The sequence below is a fragment of the Asticcacaulis sp. P2_B1 genome, assembly GCF_056404915.1.
The window spans coordinates 1-22750 of record NZ_JBFUDD010000019.1; the positions used below are offsets into that span (position 1 = coordinate 1).

Annotated in this window: 14 protein-coding genes; 6 read left to right on the forward strand and 8 right to left on the reverse strand. The window is 59.4% G+C overall.

All coding sequences use genetic code 11. The features are described from left to right. Positions 1–206: 206 nt before the first annotated feature. The 3 genes from AC1DX3_RS23100 to AC1DX3_RS23110 form a co-directional block, all read right to left on the reverse strand. Positions 207–1868, reverse strand: coding sequence for a glycoside hydrolase family 43 protein (locus AC1DX3_RS23100; protein WP_476991713.1), 1662 nt, complete (start codon positions 1866–1868; stop codon positions 207–209). Then, positions 1865–3133, reverse strand: coding sequence for an MFS transporter (locus tag AC1DX3_RS23105; protein WP_476991714.1), 1269 nt, complete (start codon positions 3131–3133; stop codon positions 1865–1867). The genes AC1DX3_RS23100 and AC1DX3_RS23105 overlap by 4 nt, the downstream gene beginning before the upstream one ends. 162 nt (positions 3134–3295) lie before the next feature. Beyond that, on the reverse strand, positions 3296–6385 hold the full coding sequence (locus AC1DX3_RS23110; RefSeq protein WP_476991715.1) for a TonB-dependent receptor domain-containing protein: 3090 nt from the start codon (positions 6383–6385) through the stop codon (positions 3296–3298). A 520-nt stretch (positions 6386–6905) separates the two neighbouring features. Between AC1DX3_RS23110 and bla the strand changes: the two genes are divergently transcribed. After that, positions 6906–7838, forward strand: a complete 933-nt coding sequence (bla, locus tag AC1DX3_RS23115) for a subclass B3 metallo-beta-lactamase (RefSeq protein WP_476991716.1) — start codon at positions 6906–6908, stop codon at positions 7836–7838. 21 nt (positions 7839–7859) lie between these two features. On the opposite strand, the gene AC1DX3_RS23120 is transcribed toward bla, so the two are convergent. Together AC1DX3_RS23120 and AC1DX3_RS23125 are read right to left on the reverse strand one after the other, a co-directional pair. Then, positions 7860–8624, reverse strand: a complete 765-nt coding sequence (locus AC1DX3_RS23120) for a FadR/GntR family transcriptional regulator (protein ID WP_476991717.1) — start codon at positions 8622–8624, stop codon at positions 7860–7862. Positions 8625–9052: 428 nt separating this feature from the next. Continuing rightward, positions 9053–10810, reverse strand: coding sequence for a phospholipase D-like domain-containing protein (locus AC1DX3_RS23125; RefSeq protein WP_476991718.1), 1758 nt, complete (start codon positions 10808–10810; stop codon positions 9053–9055). A gap of 311 nt (positions 10811–11121) precedes the next feature. On the opposite strand from AC1DX3_RS23125, the gene AC1DX3_RS23130 reads away from it, so the two are divergent. Beyond that, on the forward strand, positions 11122–11649 hold the full coding sequence (locus AC1DX3_RS23130; RefSeq protein WP_476991719.1) for a glutathione S-transferase family protein: 528 nt from the start codon (positions 11122–11124) through the stop codon (positions 11647–11649). A gap of 12 nt (positions 11650–11661) precedes the next feature. Here AC1DX3_RS23130 and AC1DX3_RS23135 read toward each other — a convergent pair whose 3' ends face one another. Genes AC1DX3_RS23135 through AC1DX3_RS23145 form a run of 3 tightly spaced genes read right to left on the reverse strand, consistent with a single transcriptional unit; the run spans position 11662 to position 13598 of the window. Then, positions 11662–12351: a hypothetical protein gene (locus tag AC1DX3_RS23135; protein ID WP_476991720.1), complete on the reverse strand. Its 690-nt coding sequence runs from the start codon at positions 12349–12351 to the stop codon at positions 11662–11664. Next, complete coding sequence (locus tag AC1DX3_RS23140; RefSeq protein WP_476991721.1) at positions 12351–13259, reverse strand: ABC transporter ATP-binding protein; 909 nt, start codon at positions 13257–13259, stop codon at positions 12351–12353. Before AC1DX3_RS23140 ends, AC1DX3_RS23135 begins: the two co-directional genes overlap by 1 nt. Positions 13260–13271: 12 nt before the next feature. Continuing rightward, on the reverse strand, positions 13272–13598 hold the full coding sequence (locus AC1DX3_RS23145) for a GntR family transcriptional regulator (protein WP_476991722.1): 327 nt from the start codon (positions 13596–13598) through the stop codon (positions 13272–13274). A gap of 640 nt (positions 13599–14238) precedes the next feature. Here AC1DX3_RS23145 and AC1DX3_RS23150 point away from each other — a divergent pair. The 4 genes from AC1DX3_RS23150 to AC1DX3_RS23165 all read left to right on the forward strand — a co-directional run bounded on the left by AC1DX3_RS23150 (position 14239) and on the right by AC1DX3_RS23165 (position 22706). Further along, complete coding sequence (locus tag AC1DX3_RS23150; RefSeq protein WP_476991723.1) at positions 14239–16350, forward strand: glycoside hydrolase family 97 protein; 2112 nt, start codon at positions 14239–14241, stop codon at positions 16348–16350. Between the two features lie 2 nt (positions 16351–16352). Further along, complete coding sequence (locus AC1DX3_RS23155) at positions 16353–18098, forward strand: alpha/beta hydrolase (protein ID WP_476991724.1); 1746 nt, start codon at positions 16353–16355, stop codon at positions 18096–18098. Positions 18099–18298: 200 nt separating this feature from the next. Then, a complete protein-coding gene (locus tag AC1DX3_RS23160; RefSeq protein ID WP_476991725.1) occupies positions 18299–19318 on the forward strand; it encodes a LacI family DNA-binding transcriptional regulator in 1020 nt (339 codons plus the stop codon). Positions 19319–19922: 604 nt separating this feature from the next. After that, positions 19923–22706, forward strand: a complete 2784-nt coding sequence (locus tag AC1DX3_RS23165) for a TonB-dependent receptor (protein ID WP_476991726.1) — start codon at positions 19923–19925, stop codon at positions 22704–22706. The last annotated feature ends 44 nt before the right edge of the window (positions 22707–22750 follow it).

Below are 22750 nucleotides of genomic sequence, written 5' to 3' on the forward strand. Positions count from 1 at the left end.
TGAGAAAAACCTACCAAGCTTGCCCTGCCATGTCAACGGGAAAATTACGAACTATAATAATTAATTTCACATATCGTAATCATGCGGCAACATAATACCCGTCAAAAATCGCCATATTGAGATTCGGAGCGTCGGTTTTCCGCCAATCCGGACACAGCCACTCCGAATCTCGCCGTCCCGCCCCAACATCCGAGATAGCGACCAGCCTAATCGGCGGCCATTCGCAGTTCCGTTGGCGGCGAATACACAGCAGGGCGAGTAAGGTCCTCGTACGCGAATCTGTCAAAATGCGCGGCGCATCCCTGGCCGGACATGTCCTGGCATGCCACGCCGACGAAGGCGCCGGTGAAGCTGGCGTGGCCGGGCAGGGTGGCTTCGTCGGACAAGATGGAGGCGTCGAAAACCTCCTCTATGTCCGTCCAGCTGTCGGCGCCCTGGAGACGGAAGGAAAACCGGAGTTCGGCATAGGCGACCTCGGCCCTCAGCTCGACCGGGCCTTCCGGCAGCGGGTAGATGCTGGAAAAGGCTTCGGGCTCGACCGGATCGGGCAGGGCGGACATGACCCGGATATGGCGTCCGTTTTCCACATCGAAGGTCACATAGCAGTAGTGGAACTTTGTCGAATTATAATAGCAGACAAGGCCCGCGGACTGCTGAAAATGGTGCGGGGCGTAGTCCATGACGGTGGTGGCGGTGAAACAGAAGGCGTCCTGACGCCGCGCGACCAGGGCCTGTTCGAAATGACTGCCGATGCTTTCTCGCCCGAACAGGGTGAGGTGGCCGGCGCGGACGCCGAGGCTGAAGATCGTCGCCGGCTCGGGCGTGCGCAGCCATTGAAAATCTTCCGGCAGGCAGGGGCCGTTGAAGTCGTAGTGCACCTTGCGAACGGCGGGGCCAATGGCGGGCGATGGATTGGCCGACGCGACAAGCCCCGGGGCTTCCGACAGGGGGATCGCGGGTTCCAGCCAGCCGTCCTTCGTCCACTGGACCGGCTGAATGGCCGTTTCACGTCCCAATACGCATCGGTCCGTACCCGGGAGAGGGCGGGCGCAAAGATAGGCCATCCACCAGGATCCGTCCCGCGCTTCGACGAGGTCGCCATGCCCGGCACGTTGCAAGGGCAGGTCGGGCCGGCCGCGGCTGGTTAAAACGGCGCTATGCGGGGAGACCTCGTACGGGCCGCGGAGGTTTCGCGATCGCGCCATGATGACGGCGTGATCCCAGCCGGTTCCGCCTTCGGCGACGATGAGATAATACCATCCATCGCGTTTGTAGAGATGAGGGCCCTCGGTGAAGCCGAGCTCGGTGCCTGAAAAGATGAGGTCGACCTCCCCGACCAGGGCCTGGCGGGCGTGGTCGTATTCCTGCAGCACGATGCCGGCAAACCGGTTGTGGCCCAGGCGATGATCCCACAGCATGTTGAGTAGGTAGGTCCTGCCGTCGTCATCGTGAAACAGCGACGGATCGAAGCCGCTGCCGTTCAGATAGACCGGATCCGACCAGGTTCCGTCGATCCGGTAGGCGGTCACAACATAGTTCTGGAAGTCCCGCAGAGACACGCCTTCGCCGCCCTGGACGGTCGTTCGGCCGTAACGCCGCACGATGGAATAGGTCAGGTAAAAAACACCGTCGCGATGGGTCAGGCACGGCGCCCACACGCCGCAGCTGTCCGGGCTGCCGCGCAGATCCAGCTGGGATGGCCGGCTCAGCGGCCGCGTGATGAGGCGCCAGGTCTCAAGGTCTTTCGAATGGTGGATTTGAACGCCCGGAAACCATTCGAACGTGGAGGTGGCGAGATAGTAGTCGTCCTTGACGCGAACGATGGACGGGTCGGGATTGAAACCACGGATCACGGGATTGCGGATCACGCTTTATCCTCCGATAAGGCCGGCTGAGGCCTGACAAGAAGCCAGAGAAGGGCGGCGCCGACCAGGTCTATGCCGCCCAGGATGACGAAAAACGGCGCGTATCCCGTGGTGGCGACAAGCGTGCCCATGGCCAGAGTGAACAGCAGCGCGCCTAAATTGGCCATGGTTCCGACCATGCCGGTAACGGTGGCGACTTCGCTGCGGCGGAAGAGGTCCGACGACATGGTAATGACCGTGACCGACAGCGTTTGGTGAGCAAAGGCTGCCAGGCAAAGCAGGGCGATGGCGGCATACGGACTGGCCACCGAGGCGACAAAAACGACGGGAATCATCATCACGGCGCCGGCCGTAAAGGTAAAGCGGCGGGCATTGATAAGGTTCACGCCGAATTTCTGGAAAACGGCGACCAGGGCCGGACCGAACAGGCAGCCCAGGTCGGCGGCAACGAAAGGCAGCCAGGCGAACAAGGCTATGTGTTTGAGATCAAAGCCCCGTACGGAACTGAGATAAAGCGGCATCCAGAAGACGAGCGTGCCCCAGGTCGGGTCGGCGAGGAATCGCGGCAGGGCTATCCCCCAGAAATTGCGCTGGCGCAGAATTTTGAACGGCGAAGGTTTCGCATCGGTCGCGGCCAGATGAGCTTCCTGGCCGCTGTGGATATAGTCGAGTTCGGCGCGAGTGACGGATTTATGGGTGTCGGGCGACCGGTAGCAGAAAAGCCACAGGAAGGCCCAGGCTATGGCCAGCAGGCCGGTGATCACGAAGGCGGCCTGCCAGTTGTAATAGAGGATGGCCCAGGCGACGAGTGGCGGCGCCAGCATGGAGCCGGCGGACGCGCCGATATTATAGATGCCGCTGGCGACGCCGCGTTCCTTTGCCGGAAACCATTCCGAAACGACCTTCAGACCGGCCGGTTGCGCCACGCCTTCGGCGAAGCCCTGCAGGCCGCGAAGCCAGGCAAAGGCGTGCCAGTTGCCGGCCAGGGCATGGGCCATTGTGATGACACCCCAGGCGATGGCAAAGGCGAACAGTCCGATTTTGAGGCGCACGACATCGAGAATAAATCCGGCGATCGGCTGCAGCATGATCCCGAACTGAAAGGCGCCCGTAATCAAGCCATAGTCTTTTTCGGTAATATGCATGCTTGTCATGATGGTCGGCGCCGCCACGCTCAGGGCGCTGCGCGTAAGATAGTTGATAATCGTGCCCAGCATGACGAGAGCGATCACGCCCCACCGTACGCCGGGTTTTTTTATAGCCGCCATGCGCGTTCATCCTGGGGAAGCCTGAGCCCGAAGGCCCGGAATGAAAAAAATGCCCCCCTTTTGTGATGGGAAGGGGGGCGAGTCGAGGAACCAAAACGGGTTACGCTTACACTCGATAGACACCTGACGGCGGGAGACCGTCAGGTGGTACCATCGATCGCCTTAGAAACTACCCTTGAAGCCGACCGTGATATAGCGGCCCATATCGTCTTCAAAAGCGGCAGTCGGGTAGAAGAGGCCTGGGATACCCGAGTTCCCCGGCAGGAGCGGAGCGCGTGTATCGCCAAGATTGCTGATGTTGATATACATTTCACTCTTGCCCGACATCAATTCGAACGACTTGCTGATCGTCAGGTCGATGACGTTCATCGAAGGCAGGTATGGAATACGATAGTTTTGCGTATTGCCGTTCAGAGCATTATCGCTGGTCGCCATTCTTGCCTTGCCAATATATTGATCCTGGACGGCCACCGACCAATCCTTGTTGGTATAGGACAAGAAGGTTGTCTGCCGGTACTTCGGCTGGAAAGCCCACTGGGGTGTGGTGCCGGGAATATTGACCGTCGTATTGGTCGGCTGGATGCTGATCAGGCTCCGCACGGCAAAACGACCTGGCAACCAAGACTCCATAGTCCAGGCGTAATTTGTCTCGATATCATACCCTTTGATTTCCGTGCTGGCCGCATTCAGAGGCGAATTGAAAATTTTCGACGGGAAATTCGCTGCGGTCTTGTAGTTCGGGTCCGATGGATCGGTGATCGGACGAACGGCGAGGGTACAGAAGTTTGACGTGTAGGTCGGCGCGCTGGCGAGACACAGGTTTTGGATCGCCGTATTGTTGTAGCTGATGCCCGTGATGGCATCCGTCATTTTCGTGTGGTAATAATCGAGCGACAGGTTGAAGTTCGGGATGAAGCTTGGCGTAAAGACGATACCAAGTGTTTCCGTCCGCGCAATTTCTGGCGTCAGGTTGGCGTTACCCGAGGTTTGCAACTGCGTATTGTTCACCGTGTTGGTGAGCAGATCCGTGAAGCCCGTCGAGGATATACCGGCAGGTTGGTAGAGATCGTTCAGGTTCGGCGCCCGGATGTCGACGGACTGGGTGCCGCGGATGTGGATCATCGAGTTCAGATGCCAATCCAGACCAAGCTTCCATGACTCAACCGCGTCAAAGGTGGAATACTTGGTGTAACGACCCGCCGTAGCCAAGGTTAGATCCTGAACCAGGGGAAGGTCTTTCAACAAGGGAATGTTGAACTCAAGCGCCCCTTCGGAGACGTCGCCTTCGGCATCCACAGGGTTATTGGTGTTCTGGACCCACAGGGCCGGTGCGCCGCCGACGCCACCATTCGCCAAACACATGCGCAGACCGGTACAGTCGACAAAATCCGTTGGGGAGGCGTTGGTGGTCATCTTGTAGGTTTGGTGGCGGACGTCGATCGAGGCGTTGGCCTTGATCTCACCGGCTGGAAGGCCAAAGCCCCAAAGACCACCGCCGATGGAGGCCCCGAAGTTCTGCATGGTTTGATCCAGCGTCCAGTGCGTTTCCGAACGCAGGTACTCATAAGACGCGACCGACGGGCCGTTCGGATCGGTAATGTTGGTGGGTACGCAACCCGGATAAAGGGACGCATAGGCCGCCTGAGTCGAAACCCAGCACACGATGCTGCCGCCGACATTGACGCCATTAACAATCGTGCCTGGCGGCGCGATAACGGCATCGAGGGAGGCCAGGTATTTGGCGTTGCTTGTATTGTTGGGATTTGAGACCGTCAGTCGGCTTGAGCTGTTACTATAGTAGACATCCCAGTCAAAATTACCGAGCTTGCCGGTCAGGCCGGTTTCAAAAGCCAAATTCTTCTGATCTGAAATCGTCTTGTAAACGCGGCCCTGGGCACCGGCATCCACACCACCGATCTTGTTCCAGATATAGGAAGGCACGGAAAGGATAGGTGTGTTTGGCGGCGGTGGCGGCGTTGTGCCGTGAACGACTGTGCCATCATAACTTACCCTGTCGTTGGCAGTTGGCGGAGACGATGGCAAACAATTCCAACCGGCGGCCGCAGGCGTGCCGCAAACGACGTTGGCGCCCAGCAGGGCTTGACTGGCCGGCGACAGATAAGGGTTGTTGGCAAAGATATGTTTTGGACGCCCTGAACCGGATGAGCTCACGACCGTATTGACCCAATCCGACGTGTTACCGGCCTTGGCCAGGCCAATCTGGGCGTAACCGTGGACATTGTCGGAAAAATCATAGTCAAAACGCGTGAAAGAATCGGTCATGTCGATACCGGAGCGGAACGTGCCGAACTTGACGTAACCACCGTCACCACCGGATTCAACGCCGCCGCTACCCGTCGCCGTGCCGTGGGTGAGCGGGCTGAGGTTGCCGGCCGACAGGAAGGTATAATCGTTGACGGTACAAGCCGAGCCACAGTTCACACGGCCGGTCATGGGTTGGCCGATGACGCGCGCATAGGGCGTATTGGTAAAAGGATTTGCGACCGTGCCGTTGCCGGTCATCAGCCAGGCCTGACCATCCTTGCCGTAGGGACGGGCGCTGATGGGAATCTTGTCTTGCTGACGATAGCGGAGAGACGTTTCAAAGTGGCCGCGGCCGTCGAAAAGTTCCGTGCCCCAGGCGGCGGCAGCTTGAAACTCCTTGCCGTCCCCATAATTGGAAACGCCGGTGTCGACCTTGTATTTGAAGCCGTTAAATTTTTCATCGATGACAAAATTGACCACGCCGGAAACGGCATCCGAACCATAGACGGCGGAGGCGCCGCCGGTGACGATATCGACGCGCTTCATGAGGATTTGCGGCAGAATGTCGATATTGACCGTACCGTCCTGATTGTTAGGCGCGATGCGGTGGCCGTTGAAAAGCACAAGGGTGCGTGAAGGGCCGAAATTGCGCAGGGCAAGGACGTTGCCGCCGTTATTGTTGGCACCATTGCCCTGGTTGCGTGGAGTGCGGCCGCCGATGATTTGCGGCAGCTTGTTCAAGGCGTCGGGGATGTCGCTGGGTGTTGTCGCCTCCATTTGGGCGACGGTTACGGCGGTGATCGGCGTCGGCGACTTTTCGTTGGTCTTGATGAGACGCGAACCGGTCACGGTTACGGTTGTGACGTCCGACGCGTCAGCTGGTGACGCGGCCGGGGTTTGCGCGGCAGCCGTGGCCCCTTCCTGAGCCGCGTCCGCTGCCCTGGCGGCACTAACGGATAACGAAGCGGCTGCGATGAGCACAGCCATAGACGTTCCCAACATACGGTACGATGACATAATCCACTCCCTTGAGATTTATATGGCCTGATGACCATTTTATTTAGTCAGACTATTAATGGCCATTTAGCCATACTAATGGGCTACAGTGAAATCGTACAATCGTCAATCAAGGGCAGAATATGGCCTAAAAAGAGCCAGCATTGTGCTATATTTACGACAGTTTGGCGCCGTTGCACGGTTACGTACCGTTTTAGACCTTCACGCTTCAATTAAAAAGTCATACTTAAGATGCCGAAGATGTCCGGCCTGACATTTGCCACGGGTTTATGTCGTGCCTGAAAAGATCATGGTCAGTGCCGTATTTGCTGCAACATCAACGGACTTAGCAGCCATTTAAGCAAGAACAGTTGCAGGTGTTCGGCGAAACATCGGACAATGCAAAATATAGAGACGTATTCTTCGACCTTAAACTGCCTGATTACAGCACATTATCGCAAATTGTCCGCACATAATGAATTTCATTAAATCAGGAGGGTTGGTATAGTCTTTGTCCCTAAGATTTCTTACGCTGTCTACTGCCATTTTTATGTTCGGTTGCGCCGCTACCGGGTTGCGCTCCTCCTCACCCTTGGCCAGCGACGCGCAGATCAGCGCGGCCGAGCAGAGTGCGCTGGCCGAAATGGCGGCCGAAGCGCGCTGGAACGATCCATTTCCTCCGTTCAAGGTGATGGGAAACATCTATTATGTCGGCACGACCGGCGTGAGTTCATGGCTCATCACCACGCCGCATGGCCACATCCTCATTGACGGTGCGCTGCCCCAGACACCGCCGCAAATCATCGCCAACATCCACGCGCTCGGCTTCGATATTCACGATGTAAAGTATCTCCTGAACAGCCACGCCCATTTCGATCACGCCGGCGGGCTTGCCGCCCTGCAAAGAGCGAGCGGCGCGTCGATGGTGGCGAGCGCGGCCGATCGCGCCACGCTTGAAGTGGGTCACATCGATTATGGTCCCACCGCGAATATCCTGGTGCCGCCCGTGCGGGTCGACCGCGTGGTGGGCGAAGGCGACACGGTAAGCCTGGGCGGCGTAACCTTGACGGCGCATATGACGCCTGGCCACACGCCGGGCTGCACGAGCTGGAGCATGGATGTCCGCGGCGACGATCAGGTGCTTCACCACGTTTTCTTCCACTGCAGCACCACAACGGGCGGGCAAGCGCTGGCGCCGGAATCCTATCCCGGCATGGTCGCGGCTTATCGCGCTACGTTCGCCTATTTACGCACGGTGCATGCGGATATCTTCCTGGCTCCGCACGCCAATTTCTTCGACCTTCAGAACAAGCGCGCGCGGCAGATCGCGGGCGACGCCAATGCCTTCGTCAATCCGGGGGAGCTCCAGCAATTCAACGCGAAGAGCGAGCAAGAGTTCAATGCCGAACTGGCGCGGGAGCAGTCTTCCGGCGCTCAGCCATAAGCGCGTAAATGAGGCCACTCCCTAATGGCGCTGGACAAAGTCCTTCATGGCCTGCCGTATCAGGGCTTCCATGAGCCATTTGGCTTCAATCGGATCGCGGCGTTCGATCGCGTCATAGACGGCGCGGTGCGCGCCCACCGGGTCGCTGCCAAGAATATCGTGCTCGACCTTGTATTGGGTGGACAGGGCGATCGAGGCCCCGATGGAGGCGTTGAGCGAGGCCATCTGATCATTGTCCGCGGCGGCCATGAGGGCGGCGTGAAATTCCTTGTCCGCCTGCTGGCCGGCTTCGGTCGTCAGAGTTTCCCGATCCATGGTATTGAGGGCCCGCGACATCACGTCGAGGTGCGTGGCCTTACGTCGCTGCGCAGCGAGTGCCGCAACGGCAGGCTCGATGATAAGGCGCATTTCGAAAAGGTTGCGCACCAGTGCGGCATCTGGATTGGACGCGAACATCCAGTCCAGCAGGTCTGGATCGAGTAGGCCCCACTTGATCTTTTCGGTCACGCATGTCCCGCGCTTCGATCTGGGTTCGACCAGGCCCTTCGCGGCCAGGGTGCGAAAGGCATCCCTGACGGAGGTCCGCGAAATCGACAAGGCCACCGACATGTCGAGCTCGCTTGGAAACAGGTCGCCGGGCTTGCGTTCGCCCCTGACGATTTCGAGCGCCAGCTTGCGAGCCAACTGAAGGTGTATCGGCGACGAACTCCGGCCGGTGAGCGGCTCTTCGTGGTCATCGTCAGGTGCTTGGTCGATCATCGTCGGGCCACGGTCATTGTTTTTCATATCTGTTCACACGGGCTGCAGGCCCGGGAGCCTGACCGGAAAGTTGAGTGATATCCGTCTATAACGATTCACGCAGTTGCGGCACCCGTTGTGAATCACGGCCACGTGGACGGATAGCTGAGATGACAGTGTGCCGGGAAGCGGTGCGTTTGCCAAGCGATTGCCTGCTTTTTGCCTGGCCCCCGTCGCCGGCCGCAGGAAATGGGTCGGAGAAAAAGGGAGCAAGACCTTTTGGAAAGCGCCTGAGCCAAACCGATAACTGGCCGGCTCTTATGCGCTTGGCCTTTCTCAACATCCAGCGGAACGATCAGCGGATCGCTTCAGTCCTGTTCCAAGGGCTTGCAAATATAACTGACCCTGGGGTGGCTGGTGGCATGGACGGGACCGCGCAGCGCTCGCGCGCAAGAGCCCAGGGAGGCCTAACTGAGTCAGTCGACAGGCGCAAAGGTGTGGCGATCGCGGGCGCGGACCGGGTCGCTCCAGTCGCGCTCGAACCAGGCCTTGGCGCCGGGTTTGGGCGGCAGTTTCAGCTCCAGCCGGCGTCCGGAATCCTGGCGGTCTTCCGATGCGCCGCGGAAGACATAATGATCGTAGATGCGCAGCGCCTCGATCATATAGCTGGTCGCCACCGTGCGATTGCGGACACAGACAAGGTTTTCGCCATTATCCCCATCGGCCGGCAGCGAAAAATTATAGGAGCCGAAATAGACCCGCGCCGTCGGCTTATCAAAGTCCAGGACGACGAACTTATGGTGCATCCTGGTCCCGCGTTTGTTGCCGTCGACTCCGGGAAGACCGGACGCCTCGGTCAGAAACGGCGGCGGGACATTGCCGGTCAGCGCCGCCGAGCGGACGATGCGTCGGCCGCTGTCGGGGCTGAGGACGGTCAGGCCCAGGTTTCCGGCATGGACCCGGGCGTCGGCGACGCCCATGACGTGAACGCTGGGGCGTTTCAGGGCCCGTCCCAGGGCTGGCCCGATCGGGCCCTTGGTTGTCTGGCCGAGAAAGGCCAGCGAGAAAAATACGCTCGATTCCGCAGCATCGATGTCCGCGGCGATCTCGACCAGGCGGCCATTGGCCTCGCTGTGGGGTGAGAAGGCGACGCGGGCGTCGATATCCGCAAGACCGAGGTCCTGCCAGCCGGCAGAGCTGGGCGCCGCGCGGAAATCACCGGCGCTTTTTGCCGTGAAATAGCTGTCGAACGCCGTGAAATAGTCATCGACGGCTTGGGCGCTATGGACGGCGAAACTGTTATTGGACTGGACATAGAAACCCCGCCAGCTCAGGTTTGTCGAGCCGTAGATCACGGTGGCCATACCGCCGCCGCGCACCGCGATAGATTTCTGGTGTTGCAGGACGGCCATGTGCTGACGTTTCACATTGGCGGCGCCGGCCGAGATGGCGAGGCGTTCGGCAGCGCGGGTCTCGGGGGAATCGGGGCGGCCGTGACTGTCGGCGGGGCCGCTGTTATCGATAATGATGCGCAGCTTTGACCCCAGCGCTTCCAGGCGTGTCACGATTTCGGGGAGGTTCAAATCGAACGCGATGACCCGTACCTCCGCTCCGGCGGCGAGCGCCCGCTCCAAAAGCGCCAGCGTCTCCTTGCGCGCCTCAAAACCCATCCACGCCAGGGCGCGTTCCGCATCCGTATGGGTCGGTACGAAATCCAGTCCCTGGTCGCCATCCGGCGGCACCAGTGTGGTGATGGGTCCGCCGGAAGCGAAGTTATGGACAAAGGCCTGTGAGGAAACGAAGCCGCGCGTAAAGGCGACGTTCAACTTACCGGGGATGGTTTCGCGCATCAGGGCCAGTTCCGCTTCCTGTGCTTCACCCGCCGAGAGTATGCCGGCGGCGTCCATGAACATGGCGGTAACGCGATAAAGGAACGGCCCTTCGAGGCCGGCATCGAAGGGGAAATGCACCCAACGGAATTTCTGGATCGGGGCGACGGTGGTGGGAATACCGTCGTCGGGCACAGGCTGACCCGGAAAGCCGATGCGGTTATGGACGGTCTTGAAAAAGTGCGTGCCGGGTTCCTGGTACTGGATCGCAAAGCCGGCGAAATTGGCGGGCGGCTGGCCGAGTTTCCAGTTCATGCCCAGGAGCACCATGCCGTCGCCGCGATGGATGGTGAGTGAAAACGGCGCGGCGCTGTTGTTGCCGTTGACGCGAAAATCGGTATCCACGCACGCCTCCCCGTTGATTGCGACCTTAAGTTTAGCACAATATTGTGACGGTTGTATAGCGAAGCCCAGTTCCGGACCGTGGAATTTCGTGCCAAAAAAAAGACCCTAAAAAAAATGCGACAGGTTGTCGGGATATGGACCGATCGTTCGTCCTTAGGGGGCGAAACGCACAACAGGAGAGTTCGACATGGGACAGACACCGACCATTACCGCTTTTGAACGCTCGCCCGATGGCGGCAAAGGGCTGGCGCGGGATACGCGCGTGCGCTGGGCCTTCGAAGAGGTTAGGCCAACCCTATGAGGTGCGGCTGGTGTCGTTCCAGGCGATGAAAGAGCCGGCGCACCTGGCGCTGCATCCGTTCGGCCAGATCCCGACCTATGAGGAGGGCGATCTTGCCCTGTTCGAGACCGGGTCGATCGTGCTGCGTATCGCCGAGCGCGGCAAGGGTTTGCTGCCGGACGATACCGATGCCCGAGCGCGCGCCATCACCTGGATGTTTGCCGCGGTCAACACGATCGAGCCGCCGATCCTCGACCTGAGCATCGCCAAGTTTCAGGAAGGCGACAAGCCGTGGGCCGCGGAGCGTCTGCCGCTGGTCATGGATCGCATCCGCGGCCGGTTGCAGCCGCTGGTACGGCGGCTGGGGGATAGTGAGTGGCTGGATGGGGCGTTCAGCGCCGGCGACCTGATGATGGTGTCGGTGTTGCTGAGGGCGAAGCCGTCGGGTTTGCTGGCGGAGTTTCCGAGCCTTCTGGCCTATGTCGAGCGCGGGGAGGCGCGGCCGGCCTATCAACGGGCGTTTGCGGCGCAGCTGGCGATTAATGCGCCGGCGGGGTAGGGGTTCTGCCCGTCAAATGAAGTCGCGCTTTGTGGTCTGAATGAGCAGGGTCGCCACGATCACCGAGACGGCGACCAGGACTTGCGCGGAGACGATGGCGATCGCTTCCGCGTTCCAGACGGGTTGCGGGTCCCAGATGTGCTGCGCCACGGGTGCGAAGAAGACGACCGCCCACATATAGGCCGAGGTGCCGATCTCAAAAAGCGCTATGCACAGCACTGTAATGCCCAGGGACTGGGTCAGCAGGCTGACCGCCAGGATGCAGCAATAGGCGACGAAGCCGCCGAGGAAGACCATGGTGACGAACGGCACGGCGCCCAGCGGAAACAGGCCGCGCCCGAAGGCGAAGTAAAAGGCCGCGGCGCTGATCAACGACCAGAACAGGCCGAACAGGGGCAGGTTGACCAGCAGCTTGGCGTGGGTGAACTCTTTCACCGTCAAGGGCAGGCTCATGATGAAGTTTTGCGTCGATTTTTCCTTCTCGATCACATTGGTTTTCATCAGGACGACGATGCCGCAGGTGCCGGCGGGGCCGATCAGCAGGATAAAGCCGAAATTGCTCAACATGACGGCGGGGACATACCCCCACACCAGGTGGAGAATGGCGATGAAGACGGCGCTGACCAGGACAAAGGCCAGGACGATTTTACTGACCAGCCGAAAGTCTTTGCCGACGAGTTGGGGGACGATCGAAGGGCTCATCAGGCAAGCTCCATGGCGGCGCCGGCTTTGGCGTATTTGACGTTGAATAGGAATATTTCTTCCAGGGTCAGGCGCTCGACGGCGGTGACCTCGAAGCCGGCGGCGGTGAATTGCGCCGGTAGAGATTCGTCGTAATTATTGACGGCGACGGTCCACAAACGACCGCTGCGCTGGACGTCGCGGATATTGGGTAGTGCCGGCAAGGCGCCGTTGTTCATATGGGTCAGGCGCAACCGGCGCCAGCCGTCGATGAAGTCTTCCTTGTTGCGGGATTCGAGGACGCGGCCGCCATAGACGAAGGTGATGTAGTCGGAGATCTGCTCGATATCCAAGGTGTTGTGCGACGAAAACAGGATGGAGCGCGTTTCGTCTTCGAGCGCGTTCATCATTTCGTCGAGGACCTCCTTACGGACCGCCGGGTCGAGGCCGGTCGTCGGTTCGTCAAACACCAGCAGGCTGGGCCGGCGCGCCAGGGCCAGCAGCAGGGTGGCCTTGACCCTCTGGCCGTGGGACAGACCCTTGACCTTTTGCTGCTTGGTGAGGTCGAAGCGGCGCAACAGGGTTTCGGCGTAGTCGCCGTCCCAGGTGTCGAAGATCGACTTGATGAAGTCCATGTGGAAGGCGATGGTCTCGCTTTCGTAAAGCCGCATGTCTTCGGCGACGAAGCCGATCTTGCGCTTGGCGGCGATCTGCTGTTCGGGCATGGCGTATCCCAATACCTTGACCGAGCCACTGTCGGGGCCGATGAGCCCCATGACGATGCGTAGAATCGTCGATTTCCCGGCGCCGTTCGGCCCGACCAGGCCCATGACCGTGCCTTGCTCGAACGCCAGGTCGACATCCTGTAACTTAAAGTGCGGGTAGCGCTTGCTGATCCCCGTGCACTGTATTGCCAGCGGCAAATCCATTTCGTTCCCTCCCTATTCCATGTATGACTTGATCATCTGCAGTATTTTGTCTTCCGGAATGGCCAGGGATTTCGCCAGTTTGCCGGCCTGCTCCAGGTGCTGGAGCAGTTCTTCTCTTTGCAACCCCTTCAAGTCGAGCGATTCACGGACGAAGCTGCCCTTGCCTTGCTGGGTGACGATGACACCTTCGCGTTCCAGCTCGAGATAGGCGCGTTTCACCGTAATCACGCTGATCTTGATCTCCACCGCCAGCTCCCGGATGGAAGGCAGCGCCGTGTTGGGCGGCCAATCTCCCACGGCCACCCGGTGAGTAATCTGCTCCATGATCTGCTGATACATGGGGCGTCTGTCGGTTTGGGAGAATACGAAGCCGCTCTTCATATACACAGTATATACAGATGGCGAATGACAAGGCAAGCCATTGTCGGGAAAAATTATGTCTGGAGACGTGGGGCTGGAGACTTGGGTCCGGAAAACTTGGCCCAGGAAAAAGCACAAAAAAATCCCCTTGTCCGAGGGATCAGACAAGGGGAAGTTTGTGTTGAGAAGATACCACTTACAAAGCATGCACCCTGTAATTGGTGTATTCCGGTCGCGTCACAACAACCGGAATTTCGGGCGGATCGCAGGCTCTGGCAGCTCGAAATGCCGGCGGCAGGCGGTCCGAAAGGTTTACTGTAAGCGTTTCCAGTCAGAAATCACAAAAGCGCAACGCGAAAATAAGCAAATAAATCAACGGATTCGCTCATTCGTGCGTTTGCTTCCATGGACACATCAGACAAGATACGCCTATCGAAGTCCAGCCTAATCTACATGGACTAATCCCGCATTGCAACGTTGAATACGTATTCAATTGCAAAAGGGCAATTTCGGCCCGTATCCCTCTGGACAAATTCGGTTTTTAGCCCTTGCGTAAGCGGTTGCACGACGCCGGAAAACCGGTCGCGACACGGCAACAGCAGGACAGGATATCGCAACCATGATCATGAAGCCCTTTGTCGTGTCGCTTTACTTGGTCTTGGGGGCCGGTTTTGCCGGGTCCGCCGTGGCACAGGACACTATTGTCCCGGATACCATTGCCCCGGATACCATCGCTCAGGCCATACCGGGCCAGACCATCATCGCTCAGGCGGACTCGCCCGGCCATATCCTCAGCGTCGACGTCATGGTCAATGGCGACGGCAATCTCAGCTATGATGTCAAGCGCATGGGCCGGCCGGTGATCGCGCCGTCGCGGCTAGGGTTTATTCTGACCAATGCGTTCAAGCTGGATCGTCACTTCGCGCTGGATAGCACGACGACGACGGCGCACGACGATACCTGGGAGCAGCCCTGGGGCGAGCGCCGCTATGTGCGCAACCATTATCGGGAGCTGCGCGTTACCGTGGTTCAGGCCGCCAACGAAAACCGCAAGATGACGGTGGTGTTCCGTATCTATGACGACGGTGTTGGCTTTCGCTATGAGTTCCCGGATCAGCCGCAGTTGAAGCATCTCGAGATCACCGACGAGCTGACCGAGTTCGCCGTCGCCGATAATGCGACCGCGTGGTGGGATCCCGCCGGTGAATGGAATCGCGAGGAATATCTCTATGAGAAGACGCCACTGAATGAGGTCAGCGAATCCCAGACACCGATGACGATCAAGACCGACAACGGTCTCTATATCGCCTTTCACGAGGCTGCGCTGGTCGACTATCCGGCCATGTGGATGCGCCGGGTCGACGGGCAGCGGCTGAAGGCCCGGCTGGCGCCGTCGTCGATGGGCGCAAATGCCGTGGTCGATGCGCCGTTCAACACGCCGTGGCGGACGATGCAGATCGCCGATACGGCCGGTGGGCTGTACATGTCGGACCTGATTTTGAACCTGAATGAGCCCAATAAGTTGGGCGACGTATCGTGGGTCAAACCGTACAAATATGTCGGCATCTGGTGGGAGATGCACCTGGGGACGGCGACCTGGGAAGCCGGACCGCATCACGGCGCCACCACGGCCAATACCAAAAGATACATCGATTTCGCGGCGAAGAACGGTTTCCGCGGCGTCCTCGTCGAGGGATGGAATACGGGGTGGGAAGATTGGTTCGCCAAGGGTGACGATTTCTCCTTCACCCAGGCCTATCCCGATTTCGATCTGGCGGAGGTTTCGGCCTATGGCTTGAAGAAGGGCGTGCACCTGGTCGGGCATAATGAGACCGCCGGTAACGCCGCCCATTACGAAAGCCAGATGGATGCCGGCTTTGCCCAGTATGAGAAGTATGGCGTCGACTCGGTGAAGACGGGCTATGTCGCCGATGCCGGCGGCGCGCAGGTCATCGGGGCCGACGGCACATCGCACTATACGTGGAACGACAGCCAGGAAATGGTTCGCCACTATCAGAAGGTCGTCACCGAGGCAGCCAAATACCATATCGCCATCGATACCCACGAGCCGATCAAGGACACCGGATTGCGGCGGACCTATCCCAACTGGGTGTCGCGCGAAGGCCAGCGCGGACAGGAATATAATGCCTGGGGCAAGCCGCCGAACCCGCCGGAGCACGAGGCCAATATGGTCTTTACCCGCATGTTGTCCGGACCGATGGACTTTACGCCGGGTGTGTTGAGCCTGCAGGGCCAGGGTCAGCCAATCGGCGCCACCCAGGCGAAGGAGCTGGCGCTTTATGTCGTGCTTTATTCGCCGATCCAGATGGCGGCGGATCTGCCGGAGAACCTCGAGAAATATCCCGGGCCGTTGCAGTTCATCAAGGATGTGCCGACCGATTGGGCCGATACGCGGGTGTTGAACGGAGAGATCGGCGACTATGTCACCTTCGCGCGCAAGGACCGCAATTCCGATGACTGGTATGTCGGGGCGGTGACGGATGAGAACGGGCGGTCTCTGCCGATCGATCTGTCGTTTCTGGATCCGGGGCGGAAATATGTCGCCGAGATCTATCGCGATGGCGACAAGGCCAACTATACCGGCGCTGCGCGCTTCGATATCGTGATCGAAAAGCAGACGGTGACGGCTGGCGATGCGCTGACCTTGAAGCTGGCGCCCGGTGGTGGCGAGGCGATCCGCTTTGTGGCGCAAGGGAAGAAGGGTCGCTGACCATGTGGCGCTATCTGAGCCTTCTATTGTTTGTCCTGGCGACGCCGGCCTTGGCGGCGCCGAAGTTCGACACCTATGCGCAGATGGCGTCGCAATACGTGCAGCCGCGCGATGTGACGGTATGGGTGCCCGACGCCTGTCAGGCAACTGCGTGTCCGGTGCTGTATATGCAGGACGGTCAGGCGCTTTACGACGGCAAAAAATCGCTGAGCGGTGTCGGCTGGGGTATCGGCGACACGCTGACGAAATTGATCGACGCCAAGTCGGTGCCGCCGGTCATCGTCGTCGGTATCGACAATACCGACAAGCGTGGACGCGAATATCTGCCGCAGAAGATCTATGACCGCATGCCGGCGGAGGCGCGGGCGCGCATCGCCAAAAACTGGGGCGGCGAGCCTTTGTCGGACGCCTATCTCAAATTCATGGTGACGGAGCTCAAGCCCTTCATCGATAGGACTTACAAGACCTTGTCGGATGCCGCGCACACCTATGTCATGGGTTCGTCGATGGGCGGGCTGATCTCGTTTTATGCCCAGGCAGAATATCCTGATGTGTTCGGCGCCTCGGCGTCATTGTCGATGCATTGGCTGCTGGACAATCCGTGGGTCAATATCCCGGACGCGAAGACCAATGCGCCGGAGGTGGCCAGGGCGTTTGCCGATTATGTCGCGACGACGGGGCTAAGTTCGGCGCATAACCGCATCTATATCGACCAGGGCACCGAGACTCTGGATGGCCATTACCGGCCATACAGTTTGGCGTTCGAGGCGACCATGAAGGCGCGCGGCTGGACGACACCGGCCTTCAGTTCGCAGATCTTCCCGGGTGAGAACCATAGCGAAGGCGCCTGGGCGAAGCGGCTGGACATTCCCTTGAAATTCCTGTTGGCCGGCAAGGTGGCGAAGAGCGGCACCCTGATCCGTTATCCGGTGGTGCCGTCGCAATATGTCCAGCCGCGCGATGTCCAGGTGTGGCTGCCGGAGGGGTATGATCCGGGGAAGCGCTACAAGGTCGTCTATATGATGGACGGGCAGAATATCTTCGACCCCAGTCCCTATGCCGGGGTCGACTGGGGCGTCATGGACACCTTGCCAGGCTTGATCGCAGACGGAAAGGTGCCGCCTGCGATTGTGGTGGCGATCGATAATATTCCGGCGCGGACGGCGGAATATATGCCGCGGCGGGTCTATGACATTTTGCCGGCCGATTACCGGCAGCGGGTGCGCGACTTCGAGGATGGCGCCGTGCCGAATTCGGATGCGTTTTTGCAGTTTCTGGTCACGGAACTGAAGCCGATGATCGACCGGACCTATGCGACGGTTTCGGGGCCGGAGGGGACGTCGATCATGGGGTCGTCGTCGGGCGGTCATATCGCTCTGTATGCACAAGGCCAGTATCCGAAGGTGTTCGGCGCGTCGGCGTCGTTATCGATGCCGTGGTTGATGGCGAGCCCGGCCAAGGATGACGCCCACATTCGCGCCGATACGGCGGTTTTGACGGCGGCGTGGGGCATGTGGCTGGACCGGTCGGGCATGAAGCCTGGTTTGAATCGTGTCTATTCCGACCAGGGGACGGTGGGGTTGGACGGCCTGTTCACGCCGTATGATGTTGCGATCACCGCCATGATGCGGGCGCATGGCTGGAACGAGACGGTGTTCGCCAGCCCCATTTACGACGGCGCTCAGCATAGTGAAAAGGACTGGCGCGTGCGGGTTGCTGTGCCGCTGGAGTTCGTTCTGAAACCATGAAAAACCTATGGGGCGTGGGGCCAGAGGCCCCAAGTCTTCCCCTTTCCTGTCTTGTCCCTTGGCCCTTCTGGGCCAGGGCAAGACAGGAAGAAGAAAGATGTGGGGTCGCGGACCCCACGCCCCATTCGTTTGCAGCTTTCTGAAACCACTTGCTTTCACTGACAAAATTGTGTTCCCTAAGCCCATACAGGGCGGACACCATGGACAACATCTCAGGCAAGATCAGGCTCGAAGACCTGGCGCGTATCGCTGGCTGCTCGGTCGCCACCGTCTCACGCGCCCTTAACGACAGCCCCGCCGTCAACCGCGTCACCAAACGCCGCGTGTGGAAAATCGCCCGCGACCACAATTATGTCCTCAACCAGGACATGCCCATGTCGATGTCCGGCAGCCAGGCCACCATCGCCATCGTCATCCCGCCACCCCACGGCCGCGAAGGCCGGTTCTCGGATCCGTTCTATCAGGAAATGATCTCCGGCGTCGGTGAAGCCGCGCGGGACATGGGCTGCGACCTCCTCCTCTCGCACCTGACGCCGAAAAGCCAGAACGACCTCGCCACCCTCATGCAAAGCATCAAGGCCGACGGTGTCATCTTCCTCGGCCAAAGCTACCTCCACGACCGCTTCAACCACCTGGCCAACAGCACCAACAAATTCATCGTCTGGGGCCAGGAAATCCCCGGCCAGAAATATTGCACGGTCGGCTCCAACAACCTCCAAGGCGGCACCCGCGCCACCTCGCACCTCGTCCGCCTCGGGCGCAAACGCATCGCCTATTTCGGTGAAACCGAAGGCACCGAGATGAAACAACGCTATAACGGCTATCTCAACGTCCTGGCCGAAGCCGGCATCCCGCACGACCCGCGCCTCGTCGTCCCCAGCCATTTCGAAATGGCCTCCGCCGAAGCCGCCGTGCAACTCCTCATCAACCGCAATATCGCCTTCGACGGCATCTTCGCCGCCTCCGATATCATCGCCGTCGGCGCCATCCGCGGCCTGATCCGCGCCGGCCGCAAAGTCCCCGAAGACGTCAGCGTCGTCGGCTACGACAATATCCAGCTGGCCAGCTATTCGCACCCGTCGCTCACCACCATCTCGCAGGATCTCGCGCGGGCGGGCAAATTGATGGTGTCGAAACTGATCGGCTCTATCTCGAACGACGAGACCCACTCCGAGATACTGGCAACGGAGCTGGTCGTCCGCGAATCCTGCGGAGGCTAAGCTCGCTCTGCCGGGCTGCAAACACGTCATCTTCCTGCGCGGCCTTGCTCGTGTACAAGCGTACACGTCGCTGCGGCTGCTCGTAAGCTAACGGTTTTCGCCGCAGCATAGCGGCTTAGCCGGCCGGTGCATAAGCGGAACTCGCTGTTTCTTTCGCGCCACACATGAGGGGCCTGGCCTGAGGTAGCGCTACCACGATGCGCGTGCGGCAAAAATCACCGTTGGTAAGCGCTGTCACATCGGATTTATTGTTAACGAGGGACAATTTTGCAGTTTTTTGCAAGTTTTTGCATAAACTGTCAAAAACAATTGTGGCGAAGATGGCCGCCTTGCAGGCCGCAATAATAGAGAAATTAGCGTCATTAGTCAGACAATTGCCACAATTAGCCGCATATGCGTCACTTCAAAGCCACATAATTACAAATAGTTCACGTCAATCAGTGCAAAATTTTGCAAAGCCTTGCAAAAACTACGGCCTCGGATAGATAGTCGCGTCATGAGGCGACGTCAGAACGCCAAGGGTTGAGATTCTACAGACGACGGTTTCCGAGCAAAACGAAAAACCGCGTCAGATTGTCAAACGCAACACCAGGAGGAAACTCGAATGCTTAATTCAAAGGGTCGTAATGCAAGGGGTCTGTTCAGATCGCACTTGCTGACCTGCGGCGCCACTGTGGCCCTCGTGACGGCATGTGCCGTCGCGGTCCCGGCTTTCGCCCAAGATACTGCCGCTGCCGCCGTCGACGACACGACCACGGTGGTCGTCACCGGTATCCGCAAGGGTATCCAGGACGCCATCTCGGCCAAGAAGAAGAACTCGCAAATCGTCGAAGCGGTTTCCGCTGAAGACATCGGCAAGCTGCCCGACGCCTCGATCGCGGAATCGATCGCGCGTCTGCCCGGCATCGCTGCCCAGCGCACCAACGGCCGCGCCCAGAGCCTGTCGGTTCGCGGCCTCGGCCCCGACTACACCCTGACCACCCTGAACGGCCGCGAGCAGGTCTCGACTAGCGACAACCGCTCGGTCGAATTCGACCAGTATCCGTCCGAACTGATCTCGCAGGTCCTGGTCTACAAGACCCCGAACGCCGGCATGGTCGCCCAAGGTCTGGCCGGTACCGCCGACCTGCAAACCGTCCGTCCGCTGGCCTTCGGCAAGCGCGCCTTCGCCTTCAACCTGCGTGGCGAACAAAACAGTGAAGATGCGGCCGTCGGTGGCATGAAGAACACGGGCAACCGTTTCTCCGCCATGTATATCGACCAGTTCGCCGACAAGACCATCGGCCTGGCCCTGGGCTTCGCCCACACCGACTCGCCTTACCAGACCCTAAAGAAGGAATCCTGGGGCTTCCCGAACTGCGGCGCCTGTCTCCCGGCCGATCAGAACCTGAAGATTACCGGTGGTGAAAAGGACGCGGTCGATTCCTCGAACCTGACCCGTGACGGCTTTATGGGCGTTCTGGAATTCAAGCCGAACGATCAACTGCACGTCGTCGTTGACGGCTATCACTCGGACTTCGACGAACTGCAACGCATCCAACGCATCGAATATCCGCTGGCCTGGGGCGCCAACCATCTGCAACCCGGCTACACCACCAGCGGCGACTTCATCCAGCACGGTGTCTTCAACGACGTTCACTCGGTCGTCGAAAACTACATCAACCGCCGCAAGGCTAAGCTCGACTCGTTCGGCGTCAACGCCACCTATGAGCTGAGCGACAAGTGGTCCCTGATGGGCGACGTGTCGACCTCGAAGGTCGTGCGTGACGACGCCCTGATCGAATCGACGGCGGGCACGGGCGCCAGCGGCGCCGGCGCCAATGACACCATCACCTTCGACCAGAACCCCGACGGCACCACCACCCTGCACGGCGTCCTCGACTATAGCGACTTCAGCAAGGTCTTCCTGACCGATCCCGGTGGTTGGGGTGGCCCGATCGCCAACCGCGCCGGTTACGTCAAGGTTCCGCATATCGAAGACGAAATCAAGGCGGTCAAGGCCGCGGCGACCCGTCGCTTCAGCGGTGGCATCTTCAGCGATGTCAGCCTGGGTTATGCTCACACCGAGCATTCCAAATCTAAGGTCGGCCTCGAAGGCTATATCGGTCTGAAGGGCACCAGCGCCACGGCCGTCGTTCCGGATGCCTACCGTACCGGCACGACCGATGCGACATTCCTCGGCAATACGTCGGGCATGATCTCCTACGATGCCCTGGGCCTGTACGAATCCGGCTTCTTCAACTTCGCCGAAGACACCACCACGGGTTCGCTGCAAAAGACCTGGGCGGTCAAGGAAAAGATCGACTATCTCTACGTCAAGGCCAATATCGACACGACCCTGTTCGGCGTGCCGTTGACCGGTAACGTCGGCCTGATGTCGGAACATGCCGATCAAAAGGCGACGTCGCTGTACACCACCGGCGACGGCAACTTCGCCCCGGTTACGGGCGGCACTGACTATACCGACCTGCTGCCGTCGATCTCGTTGAACTTCGCCATCGCCGACGACACCACCTTGCGTATCGCCGCCGGCACGACCGTCGCCCGTCCCCGTATGGACGATATGGCCGCCGGTACCGGTTACAGCGTTACTTCGGATACCGGTAACCCCGGCACCGATACCGTCAATGGCCACCAGGTGTTCTGGCACGGCGGCGGCGGTAACCCGAACCTGAAGCCCTGGAAGGCCAACAATTTCGACATCTCGCTCGAAAAATACTTCGGCCGTAAGGGTTATGTCTCGGGTGCATTCTTCTACAAGGACATCGACACCTTCATCTTCAACCAAACGACGATCCACGACTATACCGGCGTAGCCCTGCCGGCCTACTGCACGCCCGCAACCTGCTCCAAGGCGGATGCTCAGCGTGAAGGCCTGTCCTCGCAACAGGACAACGGCTCCGGCGGTCATATCCAGGGTCTCGAATTTACCGCCTCGCTCCCAGGTGAAGTTCTGTGGGCGCCGCTCGATGGCTTCGGTATGTATGTCAGCGCTTCGTTCAACCAAAGCGCCGTCAATCCGACCGGCAACGGCAATATCGACGTGCCGGGCCTGTCCAAGAAGGTCATCAACACGACGGTCTACTACGAAAAGTACGGCTTCTCGGCGCGGATCAGCAATCGCTACCGCGGCGACTTCCTCGGTGAAGTGCCGAACTACACCAACACGCTGGAAAACCAGTGGGTCCTCGGGGAATCCGTCTATGATGCCCAGATCGGCTATGCCTTCCAGAACGGTCCGCTGAAGGGCGTCTCCTTGTCCTTCTCGGCGTCCAACCTGAACAACGAGCCCTTCGTTCTGTATCAGGGCAAGGGTCAGCAAAACCACGTGATCCGCAAGGAAAGCTATGGTGCGACCTACCTGTTCGGTATCAACTACCGCTACTAAACCTCAGTTCGCGTAACAAAAGGACACCTGCCGATTGTGAAATC

Excerpts from the sequence above, each read along its gene's own strand:
- AC1DX3_RS23155 (WP_476991724.1), top strand. The coding sequence starts at position 16,353 with ATGTGGCGCTATCTGAGCCTTCTATTGTTTGTCCTGGCGACGCCGGCC.
- AC1DX3_RS23135 (WP_476991720.1), bottom strand. The coding sequence starts at position 12,351 with ATGAGCCCTTCGATCGTCCCCCAACTCGTCGGCAAAGACTTTCGGCTG.
- AC1DX3_RS23105 (WP_476991714.1), bottom strand. The coding sequence starts at position 3,133 with ATGGCGGCTATAAAAAAACCCGGCGTACGGTGGGGCGTGATCGCTCTC.
- AC1DX3_RS23165 (WP_476991726.1), top strand. The coding sequence starts at position 19,923 with ATGCTTAATTCAAAGGGTCGTAATGCAAGGGGTCTGTTCAGATCGCAC.
- AC1DX3_RS23140 (WP_476991721.1), bottom strand. The coding sequence starts at position 13,259 with ATGGATTTGCCGCTGGCAATACAGTGCACGGGGATCAGCAAGCGCTAC.
- AC1DX3_RS23145 (WP_476991722.1), bottom strand. The coding sequence starts at position 13,598 with ATGTATCAGCAGATCATGGAGCAGATTACTCACCGGGTGGCCGTGGGA.
- AC1DX3_RS23120 (WP_476991717.1), bottom strand. The coding sequence starts at position 8,624 with ATGAAAAACAATGACCGTGGCCCGACGATGATCGACCAAGCACCTGAC.
- AC1DX3_RS23150 (WP_476991723.1), top strand. The coding sequence starts at position 14,239 with ATGATCATGAAGCCCTTTGTCGTGTCGCTTTACTTGGTCTTGGGGGCC.
- AC1DX3_RS23110 (WP_476991715.1), bottom strand. The coding sequence starts at position 6,385 with ATGGCTGTGCTCATCGCAGCCGCTTCGTTATCCGTTAGTGCCGCCAGG.
- AC1DX3_RS23160 (WP_476991725.1), top strand. The coding sequence starts at position 18,299 with ATGGACAACATCTCAGGCAAGATCAGGCTCGAAGACCTGGCGCGTATC.